The 22361-nt window shown below is 69.1% G+C and carries 16 protein-coding genes and 2 pseudogenes; 9 read left to right on the forward strand and 9 right to left on the reverse strand.

Annotated elements, in window-relative coordinates; all coding sequences use genetic code 11:
• Nucleotides 1-245: 245 nt before the first annotated feature.
• Complete coding sequence (locus tag ACWCXX_RS21550; protein WP_451129541.1) at nt 246-1484, reverse strand: IS701 family transposase; 1239 nt, start codon at nt 1482-1484, stop codon at nt 246-248.
• Between the two features lie 139 nt (nt 1485-1623).
• Here ACWCXX_RS21550 and ACWCXX_RS21555 point away from each other — a divergent pair.
• The 3 genes and pseudogenes from ACWCXX_RS21555 to ACWCXX_RS21565 all read left to right on the forward strand — a co-directional run bounded on the left by ACWCXX_RS21555 (nt 1624) and on the right by ACWCXX_RS21565 (nt 4564).
• A pseudogene (locus ACWCXX_RS21555) lies at nt 1624-2580 on the forward strand (ABC transporter permease).
• Complete coding sequence (locus ACWCXX_RS21560) at nt 2577-3410, forward strand: ATP-binding cassette domain-containing protein (protein WP_451129543.1); 834 nt, start codon at nt 2577-2579, stop codon at nt 3408-3410. The pseudogene ACWCXX_RS21555 and the gene ACWCXX_RS21560 overlap by 4 nt, the downstream one beginning before the upstream one ends.
• Nucleotides 3411-3520: 110 nt before the next feature.
• Nucleotides 3521-4564 (forward strand): LacI family DNA-binding transcriptional regulator, encoded by a 1044-nt coding sequence (locus tag ACWCXX_RS21565; RefSeq protein WP_451129545.1) that lies wholly within the window; start codon nt 3521-3523, stop codon nt 4562-4564.
• 178 nt (nt 4565-4742) lie between these two features.
• On the opposite strand, the gene ACWCXX_RS21570 is transcribed toward ACWCXX_RS21565, so the two are convergent.
• Both ACWCXX_RS21570 and ACWCXX_RS21575 read right to left on the reverse strand, forming a co-directional pair.
• Nucleotides 4743-5159 carry a hypothetical protein gene (locus ACWCXX_RS21570; protein WP_451129547.1) on the reverse strand — a complete coding sequence of 139 codons (417 nt, stop codon included), beginning with the start codon at nt 5157-5159 and terminating at the stop codon, nt 4743-4745.
• Nucleotides 5156-5854: pseudogene (locus tag ACWCXX_RS21575) on the reverse strand (IS5 family transposase); the annotation flags it as partial. The pseudogene ACWCXX_RS21575 and the gene ACWCXX_RS21570, both read right to left, overlap by 4 nt.
• 815 nt (nt 5855-6669) lie before the next feature.
• Between ACWCXX_RS21575 and ACWCXX_RS21580 the strand changes: the two are divergent.
• Nucleotides 6670-7698 carry a dipeptidase gene (locus ACWCXX_RS21580; protein ID WP_451129549.1) on the forward strand — a complete coding sequence of 343 codons (1029 nt, stop codon included), beginning with the start codon at nt 6670-6672 and terminating at the stop codon, nt 7696-7698.
• Between the two features lie 362 nt (nt 7699-8060).
• Here ACWCXX_RS21580 and ACWCXX_RS21585 read toward each other — a convergent pair whose 3' ends face one another.
• Nucleotides 8061-8525 (reverse strand): MarR family winged helix-turn-helix transcriptional regulator, encoded by a 465-nt coding sequence (locus tag ACWCXX_RS21585; RefSeq protein WP_451129551.1) that lies wholly within the window; start codon nt 8523-8525, stop codon nt 8061-8063.
• A 56-nt stretch (nt 8526-8581) separates the two neighbouring features.
• Here ACWCXX_RS21585 and ACWCXX_RS21590 point away from each other — a divergent pair, with 56 nt between their 5' ends.
• The 4 genes from ACWCXX_RS21590 to ACWCXX_RS21605 all read left to right on the forward strand — a co-directional run bounded on the left by ACWCXX_RS21590 (nt 8582) and on the right by ACWCXX_RS21605 (nt 13796).
• Entirely contained in the window at nt 8582-9448 is an 867-nt protein-coding gene (locus ACWCXX_RS21590) for an SDR family NAD(P)-dependent oxidoreductase (RefSeq protein ID WP_451129553.1), read from the forward strand.
• Nucleotides 9449-9658: 210 nt separating this feature from the next.
• Complete coding sequence (locus ACWCXX_RS21595) at nt 9659-11893, forward strand: MMPL family transporter (RefSeq protein ID WP_451129555.1); 2235 nt, start codon at nt 9659-9661, stop codon at nt 11891-11893.
• Between the two features lie 428 nt (nt 11894-12321).
• Entirely contained in the window at nt 12322-13239 is a 918-nt protein-coding gene (locus ACWCXX_RS21600; RefSeq protein ID WP_451129557.1) for a histidine kinase, read from the forward strand.
• Nucleotides 13236-13796 carry a hypothetical protein gene (locus ACWCXX_RS21605; RefSeq protein ID WP_451129559.1) on the forward strand — a complete coding sequence of 187 codons (561 nt, stop codon included), beginning with the start codon at nt 13236-13238 and terminating at the stop codon, nt 13794-13796. Before ACWCXX_RS21600 ends, ACWCXX_RS21605 begins: the two co-directional genes overlap by 4 nt.
• A 65-nt stretch (nt 13797-13861) precedes the next feature.
• Here the strand turns inward: ACWCXX_RS21605 and ACWCXX_RS21610 are convergent, their stop codons facing one another.
• The 5 genes from ACWCXX_RS21610 to ACWCXX_RS21630 form a co-directional block, all read right to left on the reverse strand.
• Nucleotides 13862-14734 (reverse strand): IS3 family transposase, encoded by an 873-nt coding sequence (locus tag ACWCXX_RS21610; protein ID WP_451129561.1) that lies wholly within the window; start codon nt 14732-14734, stop codon nt 13862-13864.
• A complete protein-coding gene (locus ACWCXX_RS21615) occupies nt 14731-15039 on the reverse strand; it encodes a transposase (RefSeq protein ID WP_451129563.1) in 309 nt (102 codons plus the stop codon). Before ACWCXX_RS21615 ends, ACWCXX_RS21610 begins: the two co-directional genes overlap by 4 nt.
• 54 nt (nt 15040-15093) lie before the next feature.
• A complete protein-coding gene (locus tag ACWCXX_RS21620) occupies nt 15094-15495 on the reverse strand; it encodes a fumarylacetoacetate hydrolase family protein (RefSeq protein WP_451129565.1) in 402 nt (133 codons plus the stop codon).
• A gap of 80 nt (nt 15496-15575) precedes the next feature.
• Entirely contained in the window at nt 15576-16238 is a 663-nt protein-coding gene (locus ACWCXX_RS21625) for an SGNH/GDSL hydrolase family protein (RefSeq protein WP_451129567.1), read from the reverse strand.
• Nucleotides 16235-19075 carry an FG-GAP repeat domain-containing protein gene (locus tag ACWCXX_RS21630; protein ID WP_451129569.1) on the reverse strand — a complete coding sequence of 947 codons (2841 nt, stop codon included), beginning with the start codon at nt 19073-19075 and terminating at the stop codon, nt 16235-16237. The genes ACWCXX_RS21625 and ACWCXX_RS21630 overlap by 4 nt, the downstream gene beginning before the upstream one ends.
• Nucleotides 19076-19264: 189 nt before the next feature.
• On the opposite strand from ACWCXX_RS21630, the gene ACWCXX_RS21635 reads away from it, so the two are divergent.
• Nucleotides 19265-22351: a sialidase family protein gene (locus ACWCXX_RS21635; RefSeq protein ID WP_451129571.1), complete on the forward strand. Its 3087-nt coding sequence runs from the start codon at nt 19265-19267 to the stop codon at nt 22349-22351.
• Nucleotides 22352-22361: the final 10 nt, after the last annotated feature.

A 22361-nucleotide genomic window follows, 5' to 3' on the forward strand; every position in this document is an offset into this window, starting at 1 on the left:
TCAAGCCCCCACCCTCCGGATAACGCATACCACCGGCATATCGCAGGGATCATGAACCGTCACTACCCGACGACAACCCGAAAACCTCAGTAACGACGGATCTCCGCTAGTAGTACTTCGTTAGATCTGAAGTGGTCCGGTGTGCCTTGGCTGGCGTGTGGTGGGTAACTCGCGGTGGCAGGTGGGGCATTCGCCGGTCCAGGCCCGTATCAGGTCCTGGATGGTGTCGAGGACTCGGTAGAAGGTCAGGCCGGCGTCCCGACTTTTGGGTCGAGGCGCCGGAGGGTGAGGAAGGCGTGGGCGGCGGTGACCAGGGTGACGTGGTGGTGCCAGCCTCGCCAGGTGCGGCCCTCGAAGTGGTCCAGGCCCAGGCCGTGCTTCATTTCGCGGTAGTCGTGTTCGATGCGCCAGCGGATCTTGGCCAGGCGTACGAGTTGGCGGACCGCGGTCTCGGGCGGCAGGCTGGTCAGCCAGTGCTCGGTGGGTGCGCTCGCGTCCGGTGGCCATTCGACCAGGAGGGTCTCGGTCGGCAGGACACCGTCCCAGGAGGCGCTTCCGCCCGCGTCGGCGGCGGCGAGCGCCCGGGGGATCTTCCCTGCGGGCCGTATCTGCAGGACACGGAACCTTGAGCGCATCGCCCCGCGGGTGCCCTGGCGCCAGGTGACCTGCCGAAACGCCCGGCGGCCGCCCGCGGCGGCGAGCTCGTGCAGGGCGACGGAATCCGTGCGGTAGCGGGGCAGTGTCCTGCGGCCGGTGCCACCGTAGGCGGGCGCCTCGGGCTGCGCATCGTGGAGGTGTGCGGTCTCGTCCCCGCGCACCGCCACGACGTAGTCCAGATCCCGCGAGCGCAGGGCATGGCGGAAGGCCGCCGGCCGGCCGTAGCCCGCGTCAGCGACCACGACCTGCGGGGCGAGCCCCCAGGAGATCAACTCTTCGAGAGCGTCGATGGCCAGCCGCCACTTCTCGATGTGCCCGATCTCCGACGGCAGGCCGGTGCGTCGCCGGCGCACATCGTCGCGGTCATCCCAGTCCGGCGGCACGAACAGCCGCCAGGACAACGGGCTGGAAGCCTTGTCGGTGACGGCGTGGACACTCACACCGACCTGGCAGAGCGAGCGCTTGCCCAGCGCGCCGCAGTACTGCCGCGAAGCGGCCACCGACTGATCCCCGGCTTTTGGGAACGAGGTGTCGTCGATCACCCACGCCTCCGGCGCGAGGGCGGAGGTCATCTTCCTGGCGATCTGCCGCAGCACCGGGGTGTGGTCCCACGGCGACTGGCTGACGAACTGCTGCAACGCCTGCATGTTCCCGTCCGGCAGCCGCTCGGCCATCGGCTGGATCGACTTGCGCCGCCCGTCCAGCATCAGCCCGCGCAGGTAGCAATTCCCCTGCCGACGTTGGTCCTTGCGCGCCAGGGACACGAACACCTCGGCCACGAACGCGCCGAGGTGCTCGCGGAGCCGCTCCACCTCACCAAGATCCACAGCCCGCAGCATGCACCACCGCAATCACCAAGATCAAACCAACCTAACGAAGCTACTAGGGCCTGTCCGGCGAGCAGCCCTCCGGCGTCCCTCTGACGAACCCCGCTCCACCGACCATCGATCACCGGCAAGGACCCTCATGACTGCCACACCCCTGCCCTACGATCAGCTGAAAGGACCGACCATGGTCCGCCAGCTGCTCACCACACCGACCACGGGCCCGCTCGTCGCCCTGCTGGCCTGTGTCTTCTTCTCCCTGACGACCGAGCAGTTCCTCTCCGGCGGCAACTTCTCGCTGATCGTCCAGCAGGTCATGGTCGTGGGCACGCTGGCCATCGGCCAGACCCTGATCATCCTCACCGCCGGCATCGACCTGTCCTGCGGTGCCGTCATGGCGTTCGGCAGCATCGTCATCGCCAAGACGGCCGCCGAGGGCGGCCTGCCACCGCTCGTCGCGATCACCCTCGGCCTGGCCGTATGCGCGGGCTTCGGACTGGTCAACGGCCTGCTGGTGTAGATGATCCCGCTCCCGCCGTTCATCGTCACCCTCGGCATGCTGAACGTGGCATTCGCCCTGACCCACGTCTACTCCGCCGAACAGACAATCACCAACCTTCCCGCACCGCTGACCGCCCTCGGTGAGACGTTCCCGCTCGGCAACACCGACATCACCTACGGCTCGCTCGTCACGATCGCCCTGTTCCTGCTCTTCGCCTACGCGCTGGGCAACAGCCCCGAGGCCGCCCGGCTCAACGGCATCCGCACCTCCCGGCTGACGATCGGCCTCTACACCCTGGCCGGAGCCGTCTACGGGATCGCCGCGCTGCTCCTGATCTCCCGCACCGGCGTCGGTGACCCGCAGGCCGGACAGACCGACAACCTCGACAGCATCACCGCCGTCGTCCTCGGGGGAACCAGCCTCTTCGGCGGCCGGGGCGCAGTCCTCGGCACCTTCATCGGCGTCCTCATCATCGGTGTGTTCCGCAACGGCCTCCAGCTGATGGGTGTCGCCTCCATCTACCAGACCCTGATCACCGGTGTGCTGGTGATCCTCGCTGTGACCGTCGACCAGATCTCCCGGAGGAAGGCACGATGAGCACTGCCGATGTCACACCCGTGCTCCAGGCCCGCGGCCTGGTCAAGCGGTACGGCCATGCCACCGCCATCGACGGAGCCGACTTCGACCTGCTGCCCGGCGAAGTCCTCGCCGTCATCGGCGACAACGGCGCCGGCAAGACGAGCCTGATCAAAGCCCTCACCGGCGCGATCACCCCCGACGAGGGCGAGATCCGGCTGAACGGCGAACCCATCAAATTCACCGGACCGCAGAGCGCTCGGCAGCACGGCATCGAGACCGTCTACCAGGACCTCGCCGTCGCCGCCTCCATGGACATCGCCTCCAACATGTTCCTCGGGCGCGAACTGCGCCGACCGGGCTTCCTCGGCAGCGCGCTGCGCATGCTCGACAAGAAGCGCATGCGCCAGGAAGCGGCCGCCCACATGGCCGACCTCAAGATCGGACTGCGGTCGCTGACCCAGCCGGTGGAGACCCTCTCCGGAGGCCAGCGCCAGGCCGTGGCGGTCGCGCGGTCCGTCGCCTGGGCCAAGAGCGTCGTCGTGATGGACGAGCCCACCGCCGCGCTGGGCGTCAAGGAGTCGGGACAGGTCCTCGACCTGATCCGCCGAGTCCGCGACAAGGGCATGCCCGTGGTCCTGATCAGCCACAACATGCCGCATGTCTTCGAGATCGCCGACCACATCCACATCCACCGGCTCGGCCGCCGCGAGGCACTGATCAAGCCCTCCGACCATTCCATGGCGGAGGTCGTCGCCATCATGACGGGGGCGCTCCGGGTGAACGACGAGGGGGGTACGGTCGTTGCCGACGCGGATGCCGCCAAGGCGGCAGGCGTGTCCGCCCACTGAGTCGCCGCAGGGGCAACACCGCGCAGAACGCAGGGTCGCCGCGCGGTCAGGACAGCAGGCCCGGCCCTGGGCAGGGGTCGGGCCCGACGAACGCATAGGAACGGTGGTACATGGCCGCGAACCGCCGCCCCACACTGGCCGATGTCGCCAGAGAAGTGGGCGTCAGCGCCAAGACGGTGTCCCGGGTCCTCAACGAGGATGGGCCGAGTTCTCCGCAGACCCGCGAACGTGTACTCGCCGCGGTCGCGAAGCTCGGCTTCCAGCCGAACCTGATGGCCCGCAACATCCGCGTCGGAGGACCCGACACCACCGTCGGCCTGGTCGTGCCGGACCTGGGCAACCCCTTCTTCGGAACCGTCGCCGGGGGCATCGAGGACGTCGTACGCGGCCGGGGGCTCACCCTGCTCATGGGCTCATCGGCCGAAGACCCTGACCGTGAGCGGGCGTTGATCCAGACCTTCCTCGCCCGGCGCGTCAGCATGCTAATGGTCGTTCCCGCGTTCGGAGCCGACCACAGTCACCTCAAGGCAGCGCGTGCCGCCGGGCTGCCGGTGGTGTTCCTCGACCGGCCGGGAGTCGGCCTGTCCACCGACTGCGTGGTCAGTTCCAACCGGACCGGCGTCCACGAGGGCGTTGCCCACCTCATCGCCCGCGGCCACCGCCGGATCGGTTTCGTCGGAGACCTTCCCGCCAAGCTCTACACCCGGCGCGAGCGGCTCGCCGGCTACCGCTCGGCACTCGCCGAGGCCGGACTGCCCTACGACCGGACCCTGGTGACCGGCGCCCACAGCCAGGCCGGGGCCGCCGCCGAGACCACCGCACTGCTGAACCTGCCGAATCCACCCACCGCCATATTCGCCGGAAACAACATGATGGCCCTCGGGGTCATCGCCCAACTCACCCGCGCGGACCGCAAGGACATCGCCCTGATCACCTTCGACGACCTCCCACTCGCCGAGACCCTCGAACCCGCACTGACCGTTGTCGCCCAGGACCCCGCGACCATCGGCGAGACAGCGGCCGAGACCGCGCTCGCCCGCCTGGACGGCGACCGCACCCGCGCCCGGACCATCATGGTCCCCACCCGTCTGGTGGTCCGCGGCTCCAGCGAACTGCTCCCGCCCACTGCCGGCTCGACAGCGGCCAGGAACTGAGCACCACGGCCCTGGGCATTCCGGGCGTCCTCGTGACCCGCTCGAACTCTTTCAGAAGTCGATGGGGATGCGATCCAGGTTGACGCCGCCGGTGTCGGTGGATTCGTGGCTGAGACGCACGGGGTTGGGTCCGGCGCTGAGTGGGCGGTTCGTGAGTTGATGTCCGTTCCGGACTTGGTTACTGCTTCTTGCTGAAGGTGCCGGGCTCGGCCTCGGTGAGGATTCCTAGTGTGATCAGGCGTTTCATCTTGGCGCGGGTGCGTTCTATGTGTTTCGGCAGGAGTTCGAAGTCGAGGGCCTGGCAGATGTCGCGGGCCCTCAGTGGGCCGGTGGTGTCGTTGAAGGCGGCGAGGATGCGCGGGTAGTCCGGGTGCTCGGGCAGCTCCGGACTCCCTGATGGGTCGGCACTCTGGACCGGGATTCGGTCGGCGAGGCCGGTGATGGTCGTGCGGGTGATGGCCAGGTGTTCCAGACGCAGTTCGGCCTCGCGGAGCTGGGTCTGAAGGGTGTCGATCTGGGTGCGGAGATCGTCGGTCAGGGCCCGGACTGCGTCTTCCTGAAGGTCGAGCGCCTGGAGGAGAAGGTTGAGGTTCACGCGCCGATCACCTGCGGATCGCGCCAGGTGGGCGTGCTCGCGTCGGTGAGCCGACGGGCCATGACGTGGGTCATGGCCCAGTAGACGCGTGAGGTGGAGGAGGCTGGGCGGTGTTCGTAGTCGCGGACCAGGCGCCGGTTCAGTATCAGGGTCCCGAACGTCTGCTCCACCCGCCACCGTTTCGGCTGCGGAACGAATCCCCGCTCCTCAGGGTTGCGCCGGACGATCTCGACGTCGATGCCGAGGGCGGCCCCATGCATGACGACCTGGTTCTTGAAGCCCTGGTCGACCAGGGCCTTGCTGACCGAGCCGCCGGCCGCGACGGCGACCTGGTCGAGCAGAGCGATGCCGGCGGCGTTGTCGTGGACACTCGCGGCCACCACAGTGACGGCGATGACCAGGCCGAGGACGTCCACGGCCAGTCCCCGTTTGCGGCCAGGCACCCGTTTCGCGGCGTCTTTGCCCGTCGTGACCGCGGGGACCCCGGTGCCCGCCCGGACACTTTGGGTGTCCAGGATCACCAGGGTCGGGTCCTCTGATCGCCGGTTTTTCTCCCGCACCTGGCAGCGCAGGAGTTCATGGATCTGCTGGTCGGTGCCGTCGTCCCGCCAGGTGGCGAAGTAGTAGTACGTCGCGCTCTTCGGTGGCAGGTCGTTCGGCAACAGGGCTCACTGACAGCCAGTCCGGCTGGAGTGAGCCGTGAGGTCGCTGTGAGTCGGCTGTTTGTTCTGGAGGGCCGGGGTGAGCTGAGTACGGCGCATGTGCGGTTGGTGGCGTCGGCGGTGGGTGTCTCTGAGCGCACAGTTTGGAACTGGGTGTCGGTGGCGCGTTGTGAGGGCAGAACAGGGCCGCGTCCGCGTCCGCGGTTCACAGTGACGCGGGAGATTCGGGAACTTCTCGCGCTGTGGGGTGGGAACGTCTCTGCGGTTCACCGGGAGCTCGTCGCCCGTGCGGCGAAGACCCTTTCACCGGATCCGGTCCCGTCTCTTTCGGTTCTCCACCGTGCGGTCGTGCGGGACCTGTCGGCGGGGGACCGGGCGGGGTTGCGGTCGGGCAAGGCAGGCCGTCGGGTCATGACGTGTTCGGGAAGCGGCCGCCGGTGTACTGCAACGCCTGCTGGGAGGGTGATCACAAGCGGGTCCCGGTGCGGGTGGACGGGCCCTGACCCCGGTGCTGCTCGGGGAGCTCACGCTGGCCGTGGGCGGTAGTGATCGTCTGGCGGAGCCAGTTCGTCAGTTCCGGGTCAGGAGCGGTACCTGATGCGGTCCAGGTCTGCGTCGAGGACGGCCATGTCCGGGTGGTCTCGAAGCTGCTGCTCGCGCGCTCAGGTCAGCGAGGTCGGCTGTGTGGGCGGCGCGGACGTCGTCGACACTCGTGTCGGTATCATGGCAATGCTGGCCATTCCCACTCGTCGAGGCCGTTGTACCGGTTGGCGGGGCCGTGCAGGCGGCCAGGTCATGAGTGTGACTGAAGCCTGCCGCAGTGAGCTAGTGATGCGAAAGGCCCTTGCATGTCCGTCGAGCTGCACCGCACCGCCCTGGTGGCTGATGCCCACAACGACCTTCTGATGGCGGTGGTCGCGCGGCCGCCGCAGCGCTGGGGGTCCTTCTTCCGCGAACGGTGGCTGCCGCAGCTGCGCGAGGGTGGTGTCGGCCTTCAGGTGCTACCAGTCTTCATCGACGACGAGTACCGCCCCGACGGCGCCTTGAGGCAGACACTCCGCATGATCGAGTGCGCGCACGCGATCGCCGAGCACAACAGTGACCAGGTGCGGCTGTGCCTCGACGGCGCTGACATCGACGCCGCTCTGGCCGACGGGAAGATTGCGCTGGTCCTGGCGTTGGAGAGCGCACCAGGCCTCGACGCGAACGTGGAGCTCTTTGCGACCGTGCACCGGCTCGGCGTGCGGATCGCGTCCATCGCCCACCTGGGCCGTACCCCACTGGCCGATGGCAGCCGCGAAGACGCTGCCAGCAGTCGGCTCACCGCCGCGGGAATGGAGGCCCTGACCGAGATGGAACGCCTCGGCGTCCTCTTCGATGTCTCCCACCTGGGCGCCGCCGGGGTGGCGCACGTGCTGGAGCTGGCCACCCGCCCGGTTCTGGCCACGCACTCCGGCGCGCGAGCCCTGTGCGACCACCACCGCAATCTCACCGACGACCAGCTCAGGGGAATCGCCGCGACGGGCGGCACGGTCTGCGTGAACTTCTACCCCGAGTTCCTGTCCACCGACCCTGCCGAGCGTACTGTCGGCCGCGTGGTCGACCACATACTGCACATCGCCGACGTCATCGGTATCGACCGCGTGGGCCTCGGCCCCGACTTCATCAAGGAAGTCGACCAGGATCTCGCCCGGCGCTGCTGCGAGGCCCCGGGCGACACCAGCGAACTCGCCCTACCCGGACTCGAAGGCCCCGGCGGCCTACCCTTGATCACCCGCGCCCTCACCGAGCGAGGCGTCCCCGAAGACGCCATCCTCAAGATCCTCGGTGGCAACGTGCTGAACCTCCTCCGCACGACACTCGGCCGCCCATCCTGAGAGACCGCCTCGTCTACCGTTCCGGGCTCGGGAAACGTCGGTACAGCCGTTGGTGCTGAGATTGATCACACTCCGGTCGGTGCCGTGAGGGCGTTGACGTGGTCTCGTACTTGCGGCTGTGTCACCGCCCTGGGCAGCCGGATCGACACCGTGAGAGCCACCGATACTTGGCAAGCGGCACTCGAGGCCCACTGACATGGAACGCCGGTGTGGTTTCACGGCGACATCGGCGTGCAGAGATCGCAGGCCGCGCCTCCGCCGGTAGCACGGTCCCGGATCGCCACGTGGTGTGTCCCTGATCCGAGCTGATGCGGAGCACCGGTGGTGCCGAGCAGTCGCGTTCCGGGGACGCACGTTGCGCGTCAGCGGACCTCGTCGCCTGCCAGGGTGGTGTCCACAAGGGTGAGCAGCGCTTCGAGGTCTGCCAGCTGCTGTGGTGTCAGCGAGCCGAAGATCTGACGAAGCACGCGCGTTCCGGCCTCTTCTGCGGCTGCCAGAGTCGTGCGGCCCGTATTCGTGAGCGAGACGGTTTTACGGCGACGGTCCTCGGGGTCGTCGGTCCGGCTGACCAGGCCGAGGCGTTCCAGGCCCTCCACGCTCTGGGTGACGGAGCGCGGTGCCTGCCCCAGGGCAGTGGCGAGTTCGGCCTGGTGCAGCGTGCCACGGCCAGCCAGTGCCCGGAGAACCTTGGTGCGGGACAGAGACAGTCCCGCAGTCGCCACCATGTGCTGGTCGACTTGTTCGCGCAGGTCGTAGGCGAGGGTGAGGAAGGAAAGTCCCACCCGCTCCGGAGTGCTGGCCGTGGCTGTTGCTTCGTGCTGCTCCATGGTTCGGGTATCCTCCCACAACAAAGTCGTGAGGTACCTCATGAAAGGAGTGGGGGATGGACCGTCCCGTCGCCGTGATCACCGGAGCCACCTCCGGACTGGGCCGCATCGCCGCCTTCGAACTGGCCCGCCAGGGCTACCGCATCGGCACCGTGGCCCGATCCCACAGCAAGGCGGAAGCCCTCGTCGACGAGATCAGGGCGGTGACCGGCGAAACCGTCGACGTCTTCCACGCCGACCTCGGCCTGATCTCCGACGCGCGCCGCGTGGGTGAGGAGATCGCCGCGCATTACCCGCGTCTGGACGTTCTGGTCAACAACGCCGGCCTTCACGCGTTTGCGCAGCGCATCACCGCCGAGGGCTTCGCCGAGATGACGGCCGTGAACTACCTGGGCCCGTTCGTCCTGACGGAGGCGCTGAAGGCGAAGCTCGGCGCCTCCGCGCCGGCCCGGATCGTCAACGTCGCCTCCGAGGCCTCCCGGCAGGCGAGAACCATCGTGCCGCCCGAGGACCTGCGCCGCACCACCCCCTACACCCGCCGGGAATCGATGCCCCTGTACGGACGCACCAAGTTGATGACCATCATGTGGACGCAGGAACTCGCCCGGCGCCTGGACGCGGACAAGGTCACGGTGAACTGCTGCGACCCCGGCTTCAACGCCACCAGCCTCGGCCGGGACCTGCCCGGCTCCGCCGCTCTGCAGCGCGTGCTCAACACCCTGAGGATCGGTGACCCCCGCAAGGGCGCCGGCATCATCGTGCGGCTCGCCACCGACCCGGCGCTCGCCGGCACCAGCGGCGGCTACTTCTCCGTACGCGGCGCCCGCCCGCTTCAGTGCCCCGAGCCCGGCCGGGACCCGCGCGTGCAGAGGGAGCTGTGGCAGGAGACCGTCGCGCTCCTCGCCAGCCGCTCGGCCGGCTGAGACCCGGGCGTCCTTCAAAAGCTCGACTGGCTGAGACCCAGGGCGTCCTTCAAAAGAAGGACGGAGACCAATACCGGGGTACTGCCCCGGGCGCGTTCGTCCTTGCGTAGCTCATTTCGGCCGCGCCCGACTCCTACGTTTACCTGCGGAGCCTGTCAGGCCCGCCCTCACACATCCCTTTTCATTTTCTTTCTGGTGGGAGTAACTTTCATGGCCACCTTTCTCTACCGGCTCGGCCGGCTCGCCTTCCGGCGGCGCCGGCTGGTGCTGCTGGCGTGGATCGCGGTGCTCGTCGCCGCGGGCATCGGCGTCAGCAGCGTGTCCGGCAGTACGACGGACGACTTCACCCTTCCCGGCACCCAGTCGCAGCAGGCCATCGACCTGCTGGAGAAGGAGTTCCCGCAGGCCTCGGCCTCCGGCGCCACGGCCCGTGTGGTCATCGAGGCCGCAGACGGGCAGAAGCTGACGTCGGCTGCGCACAAGCAGCGGGTGGAGTCTCTGGTCGCCGACCTGCAAAAGGCACCGCAGGTGGCGAGCGTCGCCGATCCCTTCGCCAGCGGCCTGGTCAGCTCCTCGGGCAGCATCGCCTACGCCCAGGTGACCTACGCCGTCCCGCAGGCCGATATCACTCCCGCCGCATCGGACGCCCTGCACGAGGTGGCGGACAAGGGCGAGAAGGCGGGCCTGAACGTCAGTCTGGGCGGCAACGCGGTACTGGAGGAGGAACAGAGCAACGCCGCCGAACTGATCGGTCTGCTGGTCGCCGCCTTCGTCCTGGTCATCACCTTCGGTTCGCTGGTCGCGGCCGGACTGCCGCTGCTGTCCGCGATCGTCGGCGTCGGCGTGGCCCTGTGCGCCATCACCGTTGCGTCGTCGTTCGTCGACATGGCCTCCAACGCACAGACCCTGGCGCTCATGTTGGGCCTGGCGGTGGCGATCGACTACGCCCTGTTCATCGTCTCCCGCTACCGCACGGAGCTGCGCGAGGGCCACGAGCCGGAGGAAGCTGCCGGACGCGCCCTGGGCACCGCGGGCTCGGCGGTGGTCTTCGCCGGCCTGACCGTGATCATCGCGCTGGTGGGTCTGAGTGTCATCGGGATCGCGATGCTCACCACCATGGGCCTGGCCGCGGCCTTCGCCATCACCGTCGCCGTGCTGGTCGCGCTCACCCTCCTGCCGGCCACTTTGGGCTTCACCGGCACCCGCGTGGCCAATGGCCGCCTGACCACGCGCCGCATGCGCGCCGCGCAGCACGGCCGACGCGTCACGATGGGCGTGCGCTGGGGCCGCTTCGTCACCCGCCACCCCTGGAAGATGCTGCTGGCCTCCGTCGTCGGTCTGGGCGTGCTGGCCATACCGGCGCTGTCGCTGCGGCTGACCCTGCCCGACGACAGCATGGCCGCCCCCGGCAGCACCCAGCGCATGGCCTACGACACGCTCAGCAAGGGCTTTGGGCCGGGCTTCAGCGGCCCGCTGACCGTCGTCGTCGACGCGCGGGGCAGCGAGGACGCGAAGGCCGCAGCCAAGGACACCTCCGCCATGCTGGACGGCCTCGACGACGTCGCTACCGTGCGACCCCCGGTCTTCAACGAAGCCGGTGACGTCGCCCTGATCACCGCGGTGCCGGGCAGCTCACCCACCAGCCAGGCCACGGTCGACCTGGCCGCCGACATACGCGACCGCAGCAGCACAGTGGAGAAGGACAGCGGCGCGCAGGTGATGGTGACCGGCACGACCGCGCTCAACATCGACGTCTCCGCCAAGCTGGGCGAGGCGATGGTGCCCTACCTTGCCATCGTCGTTGGTCTCGCACTGCTCCTGCTGCTGCTCGTGTTCCGTTCGGTGCTGGTTCCGCTCAAGGCCGCGGCAGGCTTCCTGCTCAGCGTGGTCGCCACCCTCGGCGTGCTGGTCGCCGTGTTCCAGTGGGGCTGGCTGAAGGGCGTCTTCGGCGTCGACGAGACCGCGCCCATCGTCAGCCTGCTGCCCATTCTGCTGATCGGTGTCGTCTTCGGTCTGGCCATGGACTACGAAGTCTTCCTCGTCTCCGGGATGCGCGAGGCGTACGTCCACGGCGCCGGCTCCACCGAGGCGATCGTCACCGGGTTCCGGCACGGGGCCCGTGTGGTCACCGCCGCCGCCGTCATCATGATCTCGGTGTTCGCCGGATTCCTCCTCGACGACATCGCCCTGGTGAAGTCGATCGGCATGGGTCTTGCCACCGCGGTCCTCTTCGACGCGTTCGTCGTCCGCATGACCCTCGTGCCCGCGGTAATGACCTTGCTCGGCGCACGGGCCTGGGCGCTTCCCCGCCGGCTCGACCGCCTGCTGCCCAACGTGGACGTTGAAGGCGAGAAGCTTCGCCACGCCCTGGCCGAACGCGACCGTCAGGCGTACATCCCCGCCCCGGCCGACCTGGAGCCGACGGCACCTGCTCCCCTCGGGTAGGCGCACACCCGGCACGCCTCGACCCCGTCCGTCGGCCCTTCCCCCGAGGGCTGGCGGGCGGTCCCCGGGGCCCGGACAGCACAGAGTGCGCTGCACGTCAGCTGACCGGGCTCATTGACCCTGCCCGGACAGCGAAAAGGCCCGAACCTGCCATGCCCGAGCCGACCACCGAAGAGCGCACGCGGCGCCTCCTCCCACGCCTCCCGGCTTCCGCAGTCACTGACCAGCGACCCCGACCACCGCGTCACCGTGTCGATCATCAGCAGACTGGCCGCATGGCGGATGCTCGACCGCGCCCATCCCCAGTTGCGGCGGTGGGCCGTGCCTGCGTTCTGCGCCGTCCTCGGGCTGCCCTCACTGTTGAACCCGGCCAACCGCGCCTATCTGCCAGCGAGATCGTCCTCACCCTCGCCTACACCGTGCCGCCGTTGTGGCGCGAACGCCGTCCCGGGCTGGTGTCCGCCCTCATCACAGCCGCCTCCGTCCTGGTGCTGCCGCTGAACGTCCTCAACGGCGCCGACGCCGCCCGGATCGTCGCGCTTTACAACGTCGGCCGCTACGGCAGGCCCCGCCGACTGGCTCTCGCCTGCACGGTTACCGCCGCCCAACTCATCGTCCGAGTAGAGGAGTTCTGGGGAAGCGGCCACCTGCAGCACGCCAAACGCCCCGAGATGATCACGCTGCTTGCCTTGCTCGCCGTCACCGCCTGCGCGGGCCTGGCCCTGCCCGGGCGCCTGGCGAAGGCCTACATCGTGACCCTGGAGACCGAGAGAGACCAGCAGACCCGCTTGACCGCGGCCCGGGAACGCACCCACGTCTTCCGCGAGATGCACGACATCCTCGGCCACACCCTTGCGGTCGTCGTCGGCCTGGCCGACGGAGCAGCCGCCCTGGCCAGATCCCGCTCCGAGAAGTCCGCCGACACACTCGCCCTCATCGTCGATAGCGGCCGCGAGGCTCTCGCGGAACTGCGCCGGCTGCTCATCGTGAACGACGCCCCCCAACGCACAACGACACCACCCCGCTGTCCCCGCAGCCGACCCTTCAGGACCTGCCCGCGCCGCCCCACCGCCGACCTGCGCACCGAAGGGGATCTGGCCCCGCTCAGTCCTGCCCTCCAGCTCACTGCCTACCGCATCGTGCAACCTCGACGAGTACGCTTACGAAGCCCTACGGGCCGGCACCGCCGGCTACAACGGCACGGCCACGCCACCACACACCACAGCACCAACTACTCAGCAATCATCAAGGAGCTTTCCACCGCCATGCCCATACGCACCCACCCCACCGACCCGTGCGGACTGTCACCCCACAGCTCGGCCACACCGCCGAGGGCAGCGACTTGAGCACCCTCGCACAGGAAGTCGCCGTCGCCGGAGCGAGCATCGTCGTCTCGGCCACCGGCCACCGCTATCTCTACCTGCGGCTCGTCAAGAACGTCGCCGCCTCCATCCGGCTGCGCCGTGCAGGGCAGACCGCGGCGGTGGCGCTCACGATCCTGGTTCCTACGGGTGTTCTTGCCGCCCAGTACGCCAACCCCGCGCGCATTGCCTGGATCGCCTGGCCGACGTTCGCCTGGGTCGCCTTGGCCGCCTACCTTGTGATGGTATTTGCCGTCCTCGAGATTCCGGTATGCCTCACGGCGTGTGCGCTGAGCCGTTGCGCAAAATCCGACCCCGACAGCTTCGCGGAAGCCGACCGGGTGCCGATGGCACACCATTCGCCGTCTGACACCACCGCGATATCGGCGGGGATCGCGGACTCGCGTCCTGACGCCGACGGGCCGCAGATGGTCGATCGACGCCTTGTCCTGGCCCGATCGGTCGCTCTGCTCGCGACGGGAACGGCCGTGGCCACCACCGGCTACGGTTTCCACCGCGGCCTGGGGGCGCCCGATGTCTAGACCGTGCCGGTCACCCTGCGCCGACTGAGCTTGTTCCGCTTTGACGGACACCATTGGTGTGGTGGTCAGGCTACGAGCGCAGTCTCGTATTCGGCTGGGCTGCGATAGCCGAGACTGCTGTGCAGACGGTGCAAGTTGTACCAGCTCTCGATGAAATCGAAGATCGCGGTGCGGGCGGCGGCCCGGCTGGGCCAGGCGGCGGTGTGGAGCAACTCGCGCTTGATGGTGGCGAAGAACGACTCGGCCAGTGCGTTGCCCCAGCACTGTCCGGTGCGGCCGACTGACAGACGGACCCCCAACTGGTCGGCCAGTGAGGCGAATTGCTGGCTGGTGTACTGACAGCCGCGATCAGAGTGGAAGATCACCGGGTTGGTGGGTCGGCGCTGCCGGCAGGCGGCCATGAGGGCATCGGCGACCAGATCGGTCCGAAGGTGGTCGGCCGTCGCCCAGCCGACCACGCGACGCGAGGCGATGTCGATGACGGTGGCCAGGTAGAGCCGGCCCTCCTCCGTGGCGATGTAGGTGATGTCGCCGCACCAGCGGGTGTCCAGTGAGCCGGCGTCGGGCTGGAAGTCCCGGACGATGAGATCGGGCCGCACGGCAGCCCGTGGATCGGGGATCGTCGTCAGGTGCCGTCGTCTGCGGTGTCTGCCCTGCAGGCCTGCAGCCCGCATCAGCCGCGCGACACGGCGCCGGCCGCACCCGGCGCCCTCCCGCTTGAGGACGGCATGGATGCGCGGGGCGCCGTAGCTTCCCCGCGATCGCGTATGAACGTCGGCGATCTGCTTCGCCAGCTCGGCGTCACGGACCGCCCGTGGGCCGGGCATGCCGCTGCGGCGGGCGTAGAAGGCGGTCCGGGAGACCTTCAGCAGCTCACACGCTCGTTTGACGCTGTGACCTGCACGCTTCTCCGCCTCGATGAACGGGTGCACCGTCACCGGGTCTCCTGAGCGAAGAAAGCCGTGGCCCGCTTGAGGATGTCGACGTCCTCACGCAGGCGGTGGTTCTCCCGCCGCAGCGCGGCCAGTTCCTCTCGTTCGCTGCTGGTCAGGCCATCCCGCTCGCCCGCATCGACCTCGGCCTGCCGGACCCAGTCGCGCACCGCGGTCTCGGTCAGATCGAAGTCCTTGGCGATCTGACCGACCGAGCGGTCACCGTGTCGACACAGCTCGACGATCTCGGCCTTGAACTCCGGCGTGAACGAGCGGCGAGGGCGAGGCTTCTTCTTCCCCATGCTCTCCATGATGGACATCCTCTCGGGGCTGAACCCCTGATCTCGAATGTCCGCCAAAGCGGATCAAGCCCAGACGATGCCCAACTCGACCTCCCAGTCGGGCTTGGTGGAGCCGCGGGGGATGCGGACGTCGTCGTTCGGGCCGACGAGCGTGTTGGGCGACTTGGTGAACAGGATCGGCTCTTCGGGCACCGGCATCCCCGTCTCGGCCGCGTGGTCACGGTAGTTGAGGCCGACGCACAGGATCTGGTGAGGGCGGGCGAGGGGGGCGCCGACGCGCTCCCCGGCGAAGCGGGACACCCGGCCCGCCGCCGCCCGTTCGGCCACCAGCGGGCGGATGCGGTCGAGGCCGCCGGTGCCGAAGAAGGTCTCGTCGAAGTCGGTGACGACGTCGCCGACATCGACGTAGGTGTCGGCGTCGAGGCGGACGACGGGTTTCTCGGCGCCGAGGGCACCGATGCGCATGAGGTAAACGGGCTCAATCTCCAGGAACGGAAGGGCAGTTCAGCGACGGGGGTGGTCGGCGCCGACCGGCGCGGCCGGTATCAGGGCAGGAAAGCTCGGGTGAGGGTGGCCTCCGGACCGTCCAGCTCCAGAGCGCTGAACAGCTCCAGCGCCAGCGCCCGGTGGCCGTACTCGTTGGGGTGGCATCCGTGCGAGATCCAGTACTCCGTCCGGTCGTCCGGCTGGGTCTCGGTCCACGCGCGATAGTGGTCGACCAGCACGGCGTCGAACCGCGCGGCGAGATCCCGTACGGCGTCGGCGTATTCGGGAAGAACCGCCCGGCGGGGTTCGTCGTACACGGCGACCTGGTTCGGGGTCTGCACGACGAGGGTGGCGTCGGACTCTTGGGTCAGCCGGCGCAGCACCGAGGCGTAGCCGTCGGTGAACGCGTCCAGCCCTTCCTGTCCCAGATCCGCGTCGTTGAGCCCGAGCATCAGCACCACCACGTCCGGCCGGTGGCGCAGAACGCTGTGGTCGAGGTCCTCCCGGAGATCGCCGATCCGCCGGCCGGAGACCCCCGTGTTGATGACGGTGTCCCGGCCGCGCCCGAGTTCCCAGCGCCAGCGTTCGGCGAACAACTCGGTGTAGTCGCGCCAGCCGTTGGTGTGCCGGGCACCCTGCGTCACGCTGTCCCCGGTGAACACCCAGGTGACCGGGTCCGGTTGCGGCAGCAGTGACCCGGCCGTCCATCCGGTGGGCGTCATGTGTTCCTCCGCGGGTCCGGGACGGTGACGTTCATCGTGGCGGACTCGATCCGCGGGGTCGCCACCGCGTTCACGGCGCCCAGGGCGAGGCGGTACTGGAGGAACCGGCCCACTTGGAGGTCGCATCCGCCCGCGTCGTTGGTGAAGTGGGTGTCCGGGGTGCCGTCCGGTCCGAGCCAGGGTGCGGCGGCGAGCGCCTTCTCGTCGTCCGCGTACCTGATCTGCCCGCTGACCCAGGTTTTCGGGGGGACCAGTCCTCCCCACTCCAGCCCGGCCAGTCGTCCCCCGTCCGGAACGCGGTGTACGCGGGAGGTGAAGTGCTCGACCATGCCTCGGTCCCTGACGTTGCCCAGGTCGGCGTGGAAGATGCCGTGCGGGCCGCGGGTGGGCAGCGTCTGGGTGCGGTGTTCGGCGAACCCGTCGGGGCCGCCGTGCCAGATCACCGAGCCACCGGGGTGGTTCCCGTCGGTCTTGTGGTTCGCCACGGCCAGGTCCATCCGGCCGGTCTCGGTGAAGTCGGCGGCCAGCAACCCGCAGGCCGAGTGCTGGAAAAGCCGGGTACGCCGGGCCGGATGGAAGCCGTCCTCGTCGGCCCAGTAGACGTACGAGTCGATGTCACGGGTGCGGTGCGCGCTGTAGCAGGCGACCGCGATGTCGAGGCGGCCGTTGCCGTTGAGGTCGGCGACCGCGACGTCGGCCGGGAACGACGCGGGCAGCTGAGTCCGGCGGGAGTCGCTGAAGCCGTCCTCGGACCCCCAGTAGACGAACACCGACGCGCGGTACCGGTCGCCGGGGTCGTTGCCCTGGTAGCCGCCGATCACCAGGTCGGGCCAGCCGTCGCCGGTGAGGTCGGCGATCCGGCTCGACACCGCCTTGCCGCAGCGCAGTACGGTCGCCCGGCTCGCGTCGAAGCCCTCTGGGCCGCCCCAGAGCAGGATGACACCGCCGGTCGGGCCGAGTTCCGGGATCACCAGATCGAGATGGCCGTCACCGGTCAGATCGCCGATCGACATGAAGCGCGGCTGCTGGTAGGTGACTCCGTCGATCACCAGCGGTACGTCGACCGGATCGCCGAAGCCGTCCGGGCCGCCGGGGAAGATCTGGAGCCGGTCCCGGGAGAACCCGGCGGTGATGAGGTCCAGGTACCCGTTCCGGTTCAGGTCGGCCACCAGCGTGGACATGTTGCGCGTGGTGCCCAGCTCGGTCCGGTTCTTCGGGTCGACGCCGTCGTCGGTCGCGTGGTAGAGGAACGATCCGTGCGGACGGTCGAGGTCGTTCTCGTTGGAGTTGGACAGGTAGACGTCCGGTCGGCCCGAGTCGTCGAGGTCCACGTACCGGAGTTCGGTGGCGGCCCAGCCGGTGAGTTCAAGGCGGCGGGTCTCGTCGTACCCGTCCGGTCCGCCCAGGTAGATGTACGTGGCGACGTCCCCGAAACGGCTGTGCGCCTTGTGGTTCACGACGGCAAGACGGGCCGGGCCGAGCGGGCCGCGCAGGGCCAGGATGTCGGTGGCGCAGTGGGTGGCGAAGGCCTCCACGGGTGCGAGTGCGCCGCCGTCGGTCCGCAGCACCAGACTCTCGTGGGTGTAGGTGCGTTCGGCCGCGCCCTGGCAGACCACAATGTCGGGCCGGCCGCGACCGGTGAGGTCGACGGCGAGTACGTCGACGCCGCGGTGCACGTCGATGCCGCTGCCGTGGTCGGGCCGGTACTGCGAGGACTCCCAGTACACCGTGCACTGTTGGGCGGCGGGAGCGGCTTCGCCGGGGTGCCGGTCCAGCACGATCAGGTCGGTGGTGCCGGTGCCGGTGAGGTCGGCGGTCTCCACCGACTGGGCCGGACCGGTCCGTACGGTCAGCAGGTCCACCGGCCGGCGGTCGGCGGTGAAACCGAGCAGGACCGTCCGGTCCTCCCGCGGGCAGAACAGCGCGGCCCTGCCGTGCCAGGGCACGGTCTTCAGCCGCGGAGCGGTGGGGGCGTCCTCGGCGTGGATCGAACCGACCGAGCGGCTGTAGGCCACCGGGTCCAGGACCTCGCCGTCAGGACCGGTCTCCGGGGCGGTCGGCGTCTGCGACGCTCCCGAAGCGGCCGCGTTGACGCCGACTCCGGCTTCGATCACGCCGGACAGCTCGGTGGGCAGCGCGGTGTGGCGGTCCCATGACAGCGGCGCGGCACGGCGGCCCCAGAGCACCCGGACGATTCCGTCGGTGCCGCGGGCGAGGAGCTCGTCGCATCCGTCGCCGTCGAGATCCGCGGTGGTGATCGCCTGCACCTCAACGCCGAACGGGAGGTCGGTGAACCGGTCCGCGACGAAACCCCGCTCGTCCTGCGCGAAGATCCGCACGGTGCCGCGGCTGACGAAGACCACCGCCGGCCGGCCGCCGTCGAACCGCCCGACGGCGACGTCCCTGGAGTCGGGCGCCCAGAGTTCGGCCGTGGCCTTCGTCGAAGGGCCCGACGGGCCCCCGAAGTAGATCTGCCCGGGCACCTCGTTGCCGCATCCGTCGTATTGGTTGGCCACGACCAGGTCGTCGTACCCGTCGCCGGTGAGGTCGGCGGCGGCCCCGGCCATCGCTCCGTACGTGGGCAGGTGGGCCGCCGGGCCGGTGCTCGGGAGTCCGGTGTAGAGGTCCACCGGGACCTTGGGGGAGTCGTCGTGCGAGTTGGCGAACGGCAGGTCGACGTATCCACTGCCGCTCACGCAGCTGTAGTGGATGCGTTGCAGCACACCGGCCGCGGAGACGTAGATGTTCTGGCCCGCGTCGCCCGGCGTACCCGCCCGGAAGTCGGCGAACCCGTGGTCCCGTAGCTGGATGGCAGACCCGGCCGAGAACGTGGTCATGAGGGGAAGACTCCTTCCCAGGGCATCCGCCCGGGTTCAGTCACTGGAACTCAGGTATTGCCAGGCGGAAACGCTAATCGGCTCGCGGCGGCCCGGTCAAGGCTCGCAAGTCATTGACGGGTACCTGGCGGCATCCTATCGTCGTCCGACGTATCGAAACCTTGGTTTCATTCACTGAACCATCTTGTGGTGACTGACATCCCCGTCGCCGTTCGCGAGGAGCACGTGATGACTCTGTCCCGCCGCAACTTCCTGATGGTGACCGGATCCGGTGCCGTCACCGCCCTGATGGCCGCTCCGGGCCTCGCCGCGGCCGCGGAGCCCGCCGGCGAGGTGTCCGGTCCGGTCGGCTACCGCGATCACGACCTGAACCCGAAGACCGGTGCCCTGTCCCAGTGGGGCGTGCACGTCGCGTACGCCGTCGACTACGACTACCGGAGCATCGGTATCGATGTCGGTTCGAGCAGCGTGAACGCCCTGGCACTGACCAACGCATGGGGCGCGCACGCGCTGAACCAGCGTGACTGGTCGGTGTACTCCAGCGCCGACAACGAGAGCTGGGCGAAGGTCGCCGGAGTCCAGGTGGTCGACCTGGGCGACGCGGTGTGGCTGCTGTTTCCGGCCCAGACCCGCCGCTACCTGAAGGTCCACTGCCACCGCGAGTACACCGACACGGCCCGCTGCACCTTCGTCCTGTCCGACATGCAGACCGGGATCAAGGCGTACGATCTCGCGATGCCCGCACTGCTCGCCGGTGGCGCGGGTACCTGGACCACCAGCATGGAGCTGGCGGTCCGGAACCCCACGACCGCGACGCTCAACGACCGTGCCGTCTACATCCCCCTCGACCGGATCCGCACCGACGCGCTGGTCGACACCGGCAGACTGAGCAGTGACCTCGCGGACCTCCGCTTCGGGGACAGCCAGAACAACTACCTGCACGCGTACGCCGACTCCGGGGGCGTGTTCGTCCGCATCCCGACCATCGCGGCCGGGCAGCAGCTCACCATCAAGGCGTTCACCGGCAATCCGTCCGCGCGGGACGTCGTCCACCACGACGCCGCCGCGCTGCAGGTCGAGTACGGCCAGCGGACCCTGGTGCGGCTGAGCCACCAGGCCGACGGCAAGACCTGGGGCAACGACCACCGGCCGCTGGTGCTCTCCTCCGGTGTGGTGGTGGCCACCGGGGGCTGGCACGACGCCGCGGGCAAGGGCGGCATCGGGGCGCGGTACTCGTACGACGGCGGCAGGACGTTCGGCGCGGTGAAGGACTTCGTGCCGGGCACCTCAAGCGGCTCGAACGCCGAGTGCGGCTACAGCACCGGCAGTTACTACGTGGATCCGGCCGACGGATCGCTGCACTACTTCTTCTACCGCCTCCGGACCTCGGCCGGCACCGACTGGCTCGACCCCAAGGACAAGGACTGCACCTGCTGGGTGGCCAAGGCGAGCACCTTCGACGCCGACGGCTCACCGGTCTTCACCAGCGTGCAGCAACTGCTGCCGCACTCGCCCGCGGCCGGCAGGAACGCCGCCTGGGCGCTGACCTACACCAACCCCGTGCGTACTCCGTCCGGCGCCTGGCTCGTCCCGGTGAGCTACCCCTACACCTCCGTCGGTACCTTCGCGGTGACGATCTTCCGCTCCACCGACCGTGGCGACTCCTGGCAGCAGGTGCCGGTGGAGTTCACCATCCCCGGCGGCGGTTTCGAGGTGGGCGTCAGTGAAACCGCTCTGGCGGTGCGCTCCGACGGCTCCGTGCTGCTGCTCGCCCGCGGCCAGGGCAGGGGCCGCTACTACATGGTGACGAGCGAGTCGACGGACGACGGCCGCACCTGGACGCCGTTGACGGAGAGCAAGGTCCTGTCCACCAACACCTTCCCCGCGTTGTCGACGGGCCGTATCGGCGACATGCAGCTCAGCTGGTCCGGCCACAACTCGAAGGGGCAGGCCAGCTACTGGCGCAACAACCTGACCATGGCGTACAGCAAGAACGGCGGCGCCTCCTGGAACGGCTACCACGACCTCATCGGCGCCACCTCGCTGTCGGTGCCCGGCATCAATCCGTCCGGCGGCAACCCGAGCAACTACTACATGCGCGTCATGGAGGCCGACTCCGTCCCGATCGGCACCAAGGACCGGCTCTTCGGGTGGAGCACCTGGACCCTCACCTTCCCCGATGGCGGGCCGCAGACGCTGTACATCGAGGACGAAGTGCGCTACCTCCGGGACAGCCACGGGGCACTGGACACCCTCGGCTACCGCTACTCACTCAGCTCGCTGGTCGGGCAGGGGTCCGAGCTGGCGCACGACCGCTGGCACCGGGTGTCCGGGGGCGGTTCGCTCACACTGACGAGCGGCGCCCGAGGCGCGACCAGCGCGCTGCAGATGAAGGCTCCCGCAGGGGGGACGGTCGGTGCCTCGCGCTTGTTCCCGGCGATCCGCAAGGGCCGGATCCGCTTCCGGGTTCGCTGGGCGGCGGTGGGGTCCAACCTCGACCTGGCGATCCAGGAGGGATTCGGCAGCGATCCCCAGGCGACGGGCACGGTGCAGATCCTGCGCGTGACCCCCACGGGGCAGTTGCTCGCCCCCGCGGCGGCGCGTGGCGAGTCGACGATCGGCTACGTGGACGACGACGTGGACCCGGCCAAGGGCAATCTCGGCCACTTCGACTACGAGGGGAAGATCGCCCTCGACTACCAACGCCGCAGTATCGGCGCCTCGTTCACCACCCCGGCGCAGCTCACCGAGGTCCGGATCGGCGACGACGGCGGCGGGAGCCGGCTCACCGCCGCCGACCTGTCCGTCTGGGTCTCCGACACCAACAAGGGCGACTGGACCCGGTTGACCAACTGGACGGTCACCGGGTCGGGCGGGGCCTTCACCGCGTCCGGGCCGGCCGTGACCACGAAGTACGTCAAGATCGCCCAGACCAAGGCCGACGCCGACTTCACCTTCGCCAACGACAAGCGCGCGATCATGGCGTTCAACAGGGCGCTGAAACCACTCCCCGAGAACACCACCCTGGTCGCGAACCAGTACGCCACCATCGACCTCGCCGTCGACCTGCTCGCCAAGACGGTCAAGGTCACGGTCGACGGAAAGGAGTGCGGCACCCTCCCGGTCTTCGCACCGGCCGAGGTGGTGACCCACCTGCTGATGCTCGGCTGGTCGGGATCCGCGGCAGTGGACATGGCGATCGACGAACTGATCGTCCAGGACACCTACGCGGGGCTGCCCGCGCTGGCGACCGTCGGTGCGATGACCAAGCTCTGAGCGCGGGCGG

The sequence above is a fragment of the Streptomyces sp. NPDC001732 genome (assembly GCF_053596315.1).

What these genes read in the sequence shown, in the direction of transcription:
- ACWCXX_RS21620 (WP_451129565.1), bottom strand. Translation starts at nt 15,495, where the DNA reads ATGCGCATCGGTGCCCTCGGCGCCGAGAAACCCGTCGTCCGCCTCGAC.
- ACWCXX_RS21595 (WP_451129555.1), top strand. Translation starts at nt 9,659, where the DNA reads ATGGCCACCTTTCTCTACCGGCTCGGCCGGCTCGCCTTCCGGCGGCGC.
- ACWCXX_RS21615 (WP_451129563.1), bottom strand. Translation starts at nt 15,039, where the DNA reads ATGGAGAGCATGGGGAAGAAGAAGCCTCGCCCTCGCCGCTCGTTCACG.
- ACWCXX_RS21585 (WP_451129551.1), bottom strand. Translation starts at nt 8,525, where the DNA reads ATGGAGCAGCACGAAGCAACAGCCACGGCCAGCACTCCGGAGCGGGTG.
- ACWCXX_RS21580 (WP_451129549.1), top strand. Translation starts at nt 6,670, where the DNA reads ATGTCCGTCGAGCTGCACCGCACCGCCCTGGTGGCTGATGCCCACAAC.
- ACWCXX_RS21630 (WP_451129569.1), bottom strand. Translation starts at nt 19,075, where the DNA reads ATGACCACGTTCTCGGCCGGGTCTGCCATCCAGCTACGGGACCACGGG.
- ACWCXX_RS21590 (WP_451129553.1), top strand. Translation starts at nt 8,582, where the DNA reads ATGGACCGTCCCGTCGCCGTGATCACCGGAGCCACCTCCGGACTGGGC.
- ACWCXX_RS21560 (WP_451129543.1), top strand. Translation starts at nt 2,577, where the DNA reads ATGAGCACTGCCGATGTCACACCCGTGCTCCAGGCCCGCGGCCTGGTC.
- ACWCXX_RS21565 (WP_451129545.1), top strand. Translation starts at nt 3,521, where the DNA reads ATGGCCGCGAACCGCCGCCCCACACTGGCCGATGTCGCCAGAGAAGTG.
- ACWCXX_RS21625 (WP_451129567.1), bottom strand. Translation starts at nt 16,238, where the DNA reads ATGACGCCCACCGGATGGACGGCCGGGTCACTGCTGCCGCAACCGGAC.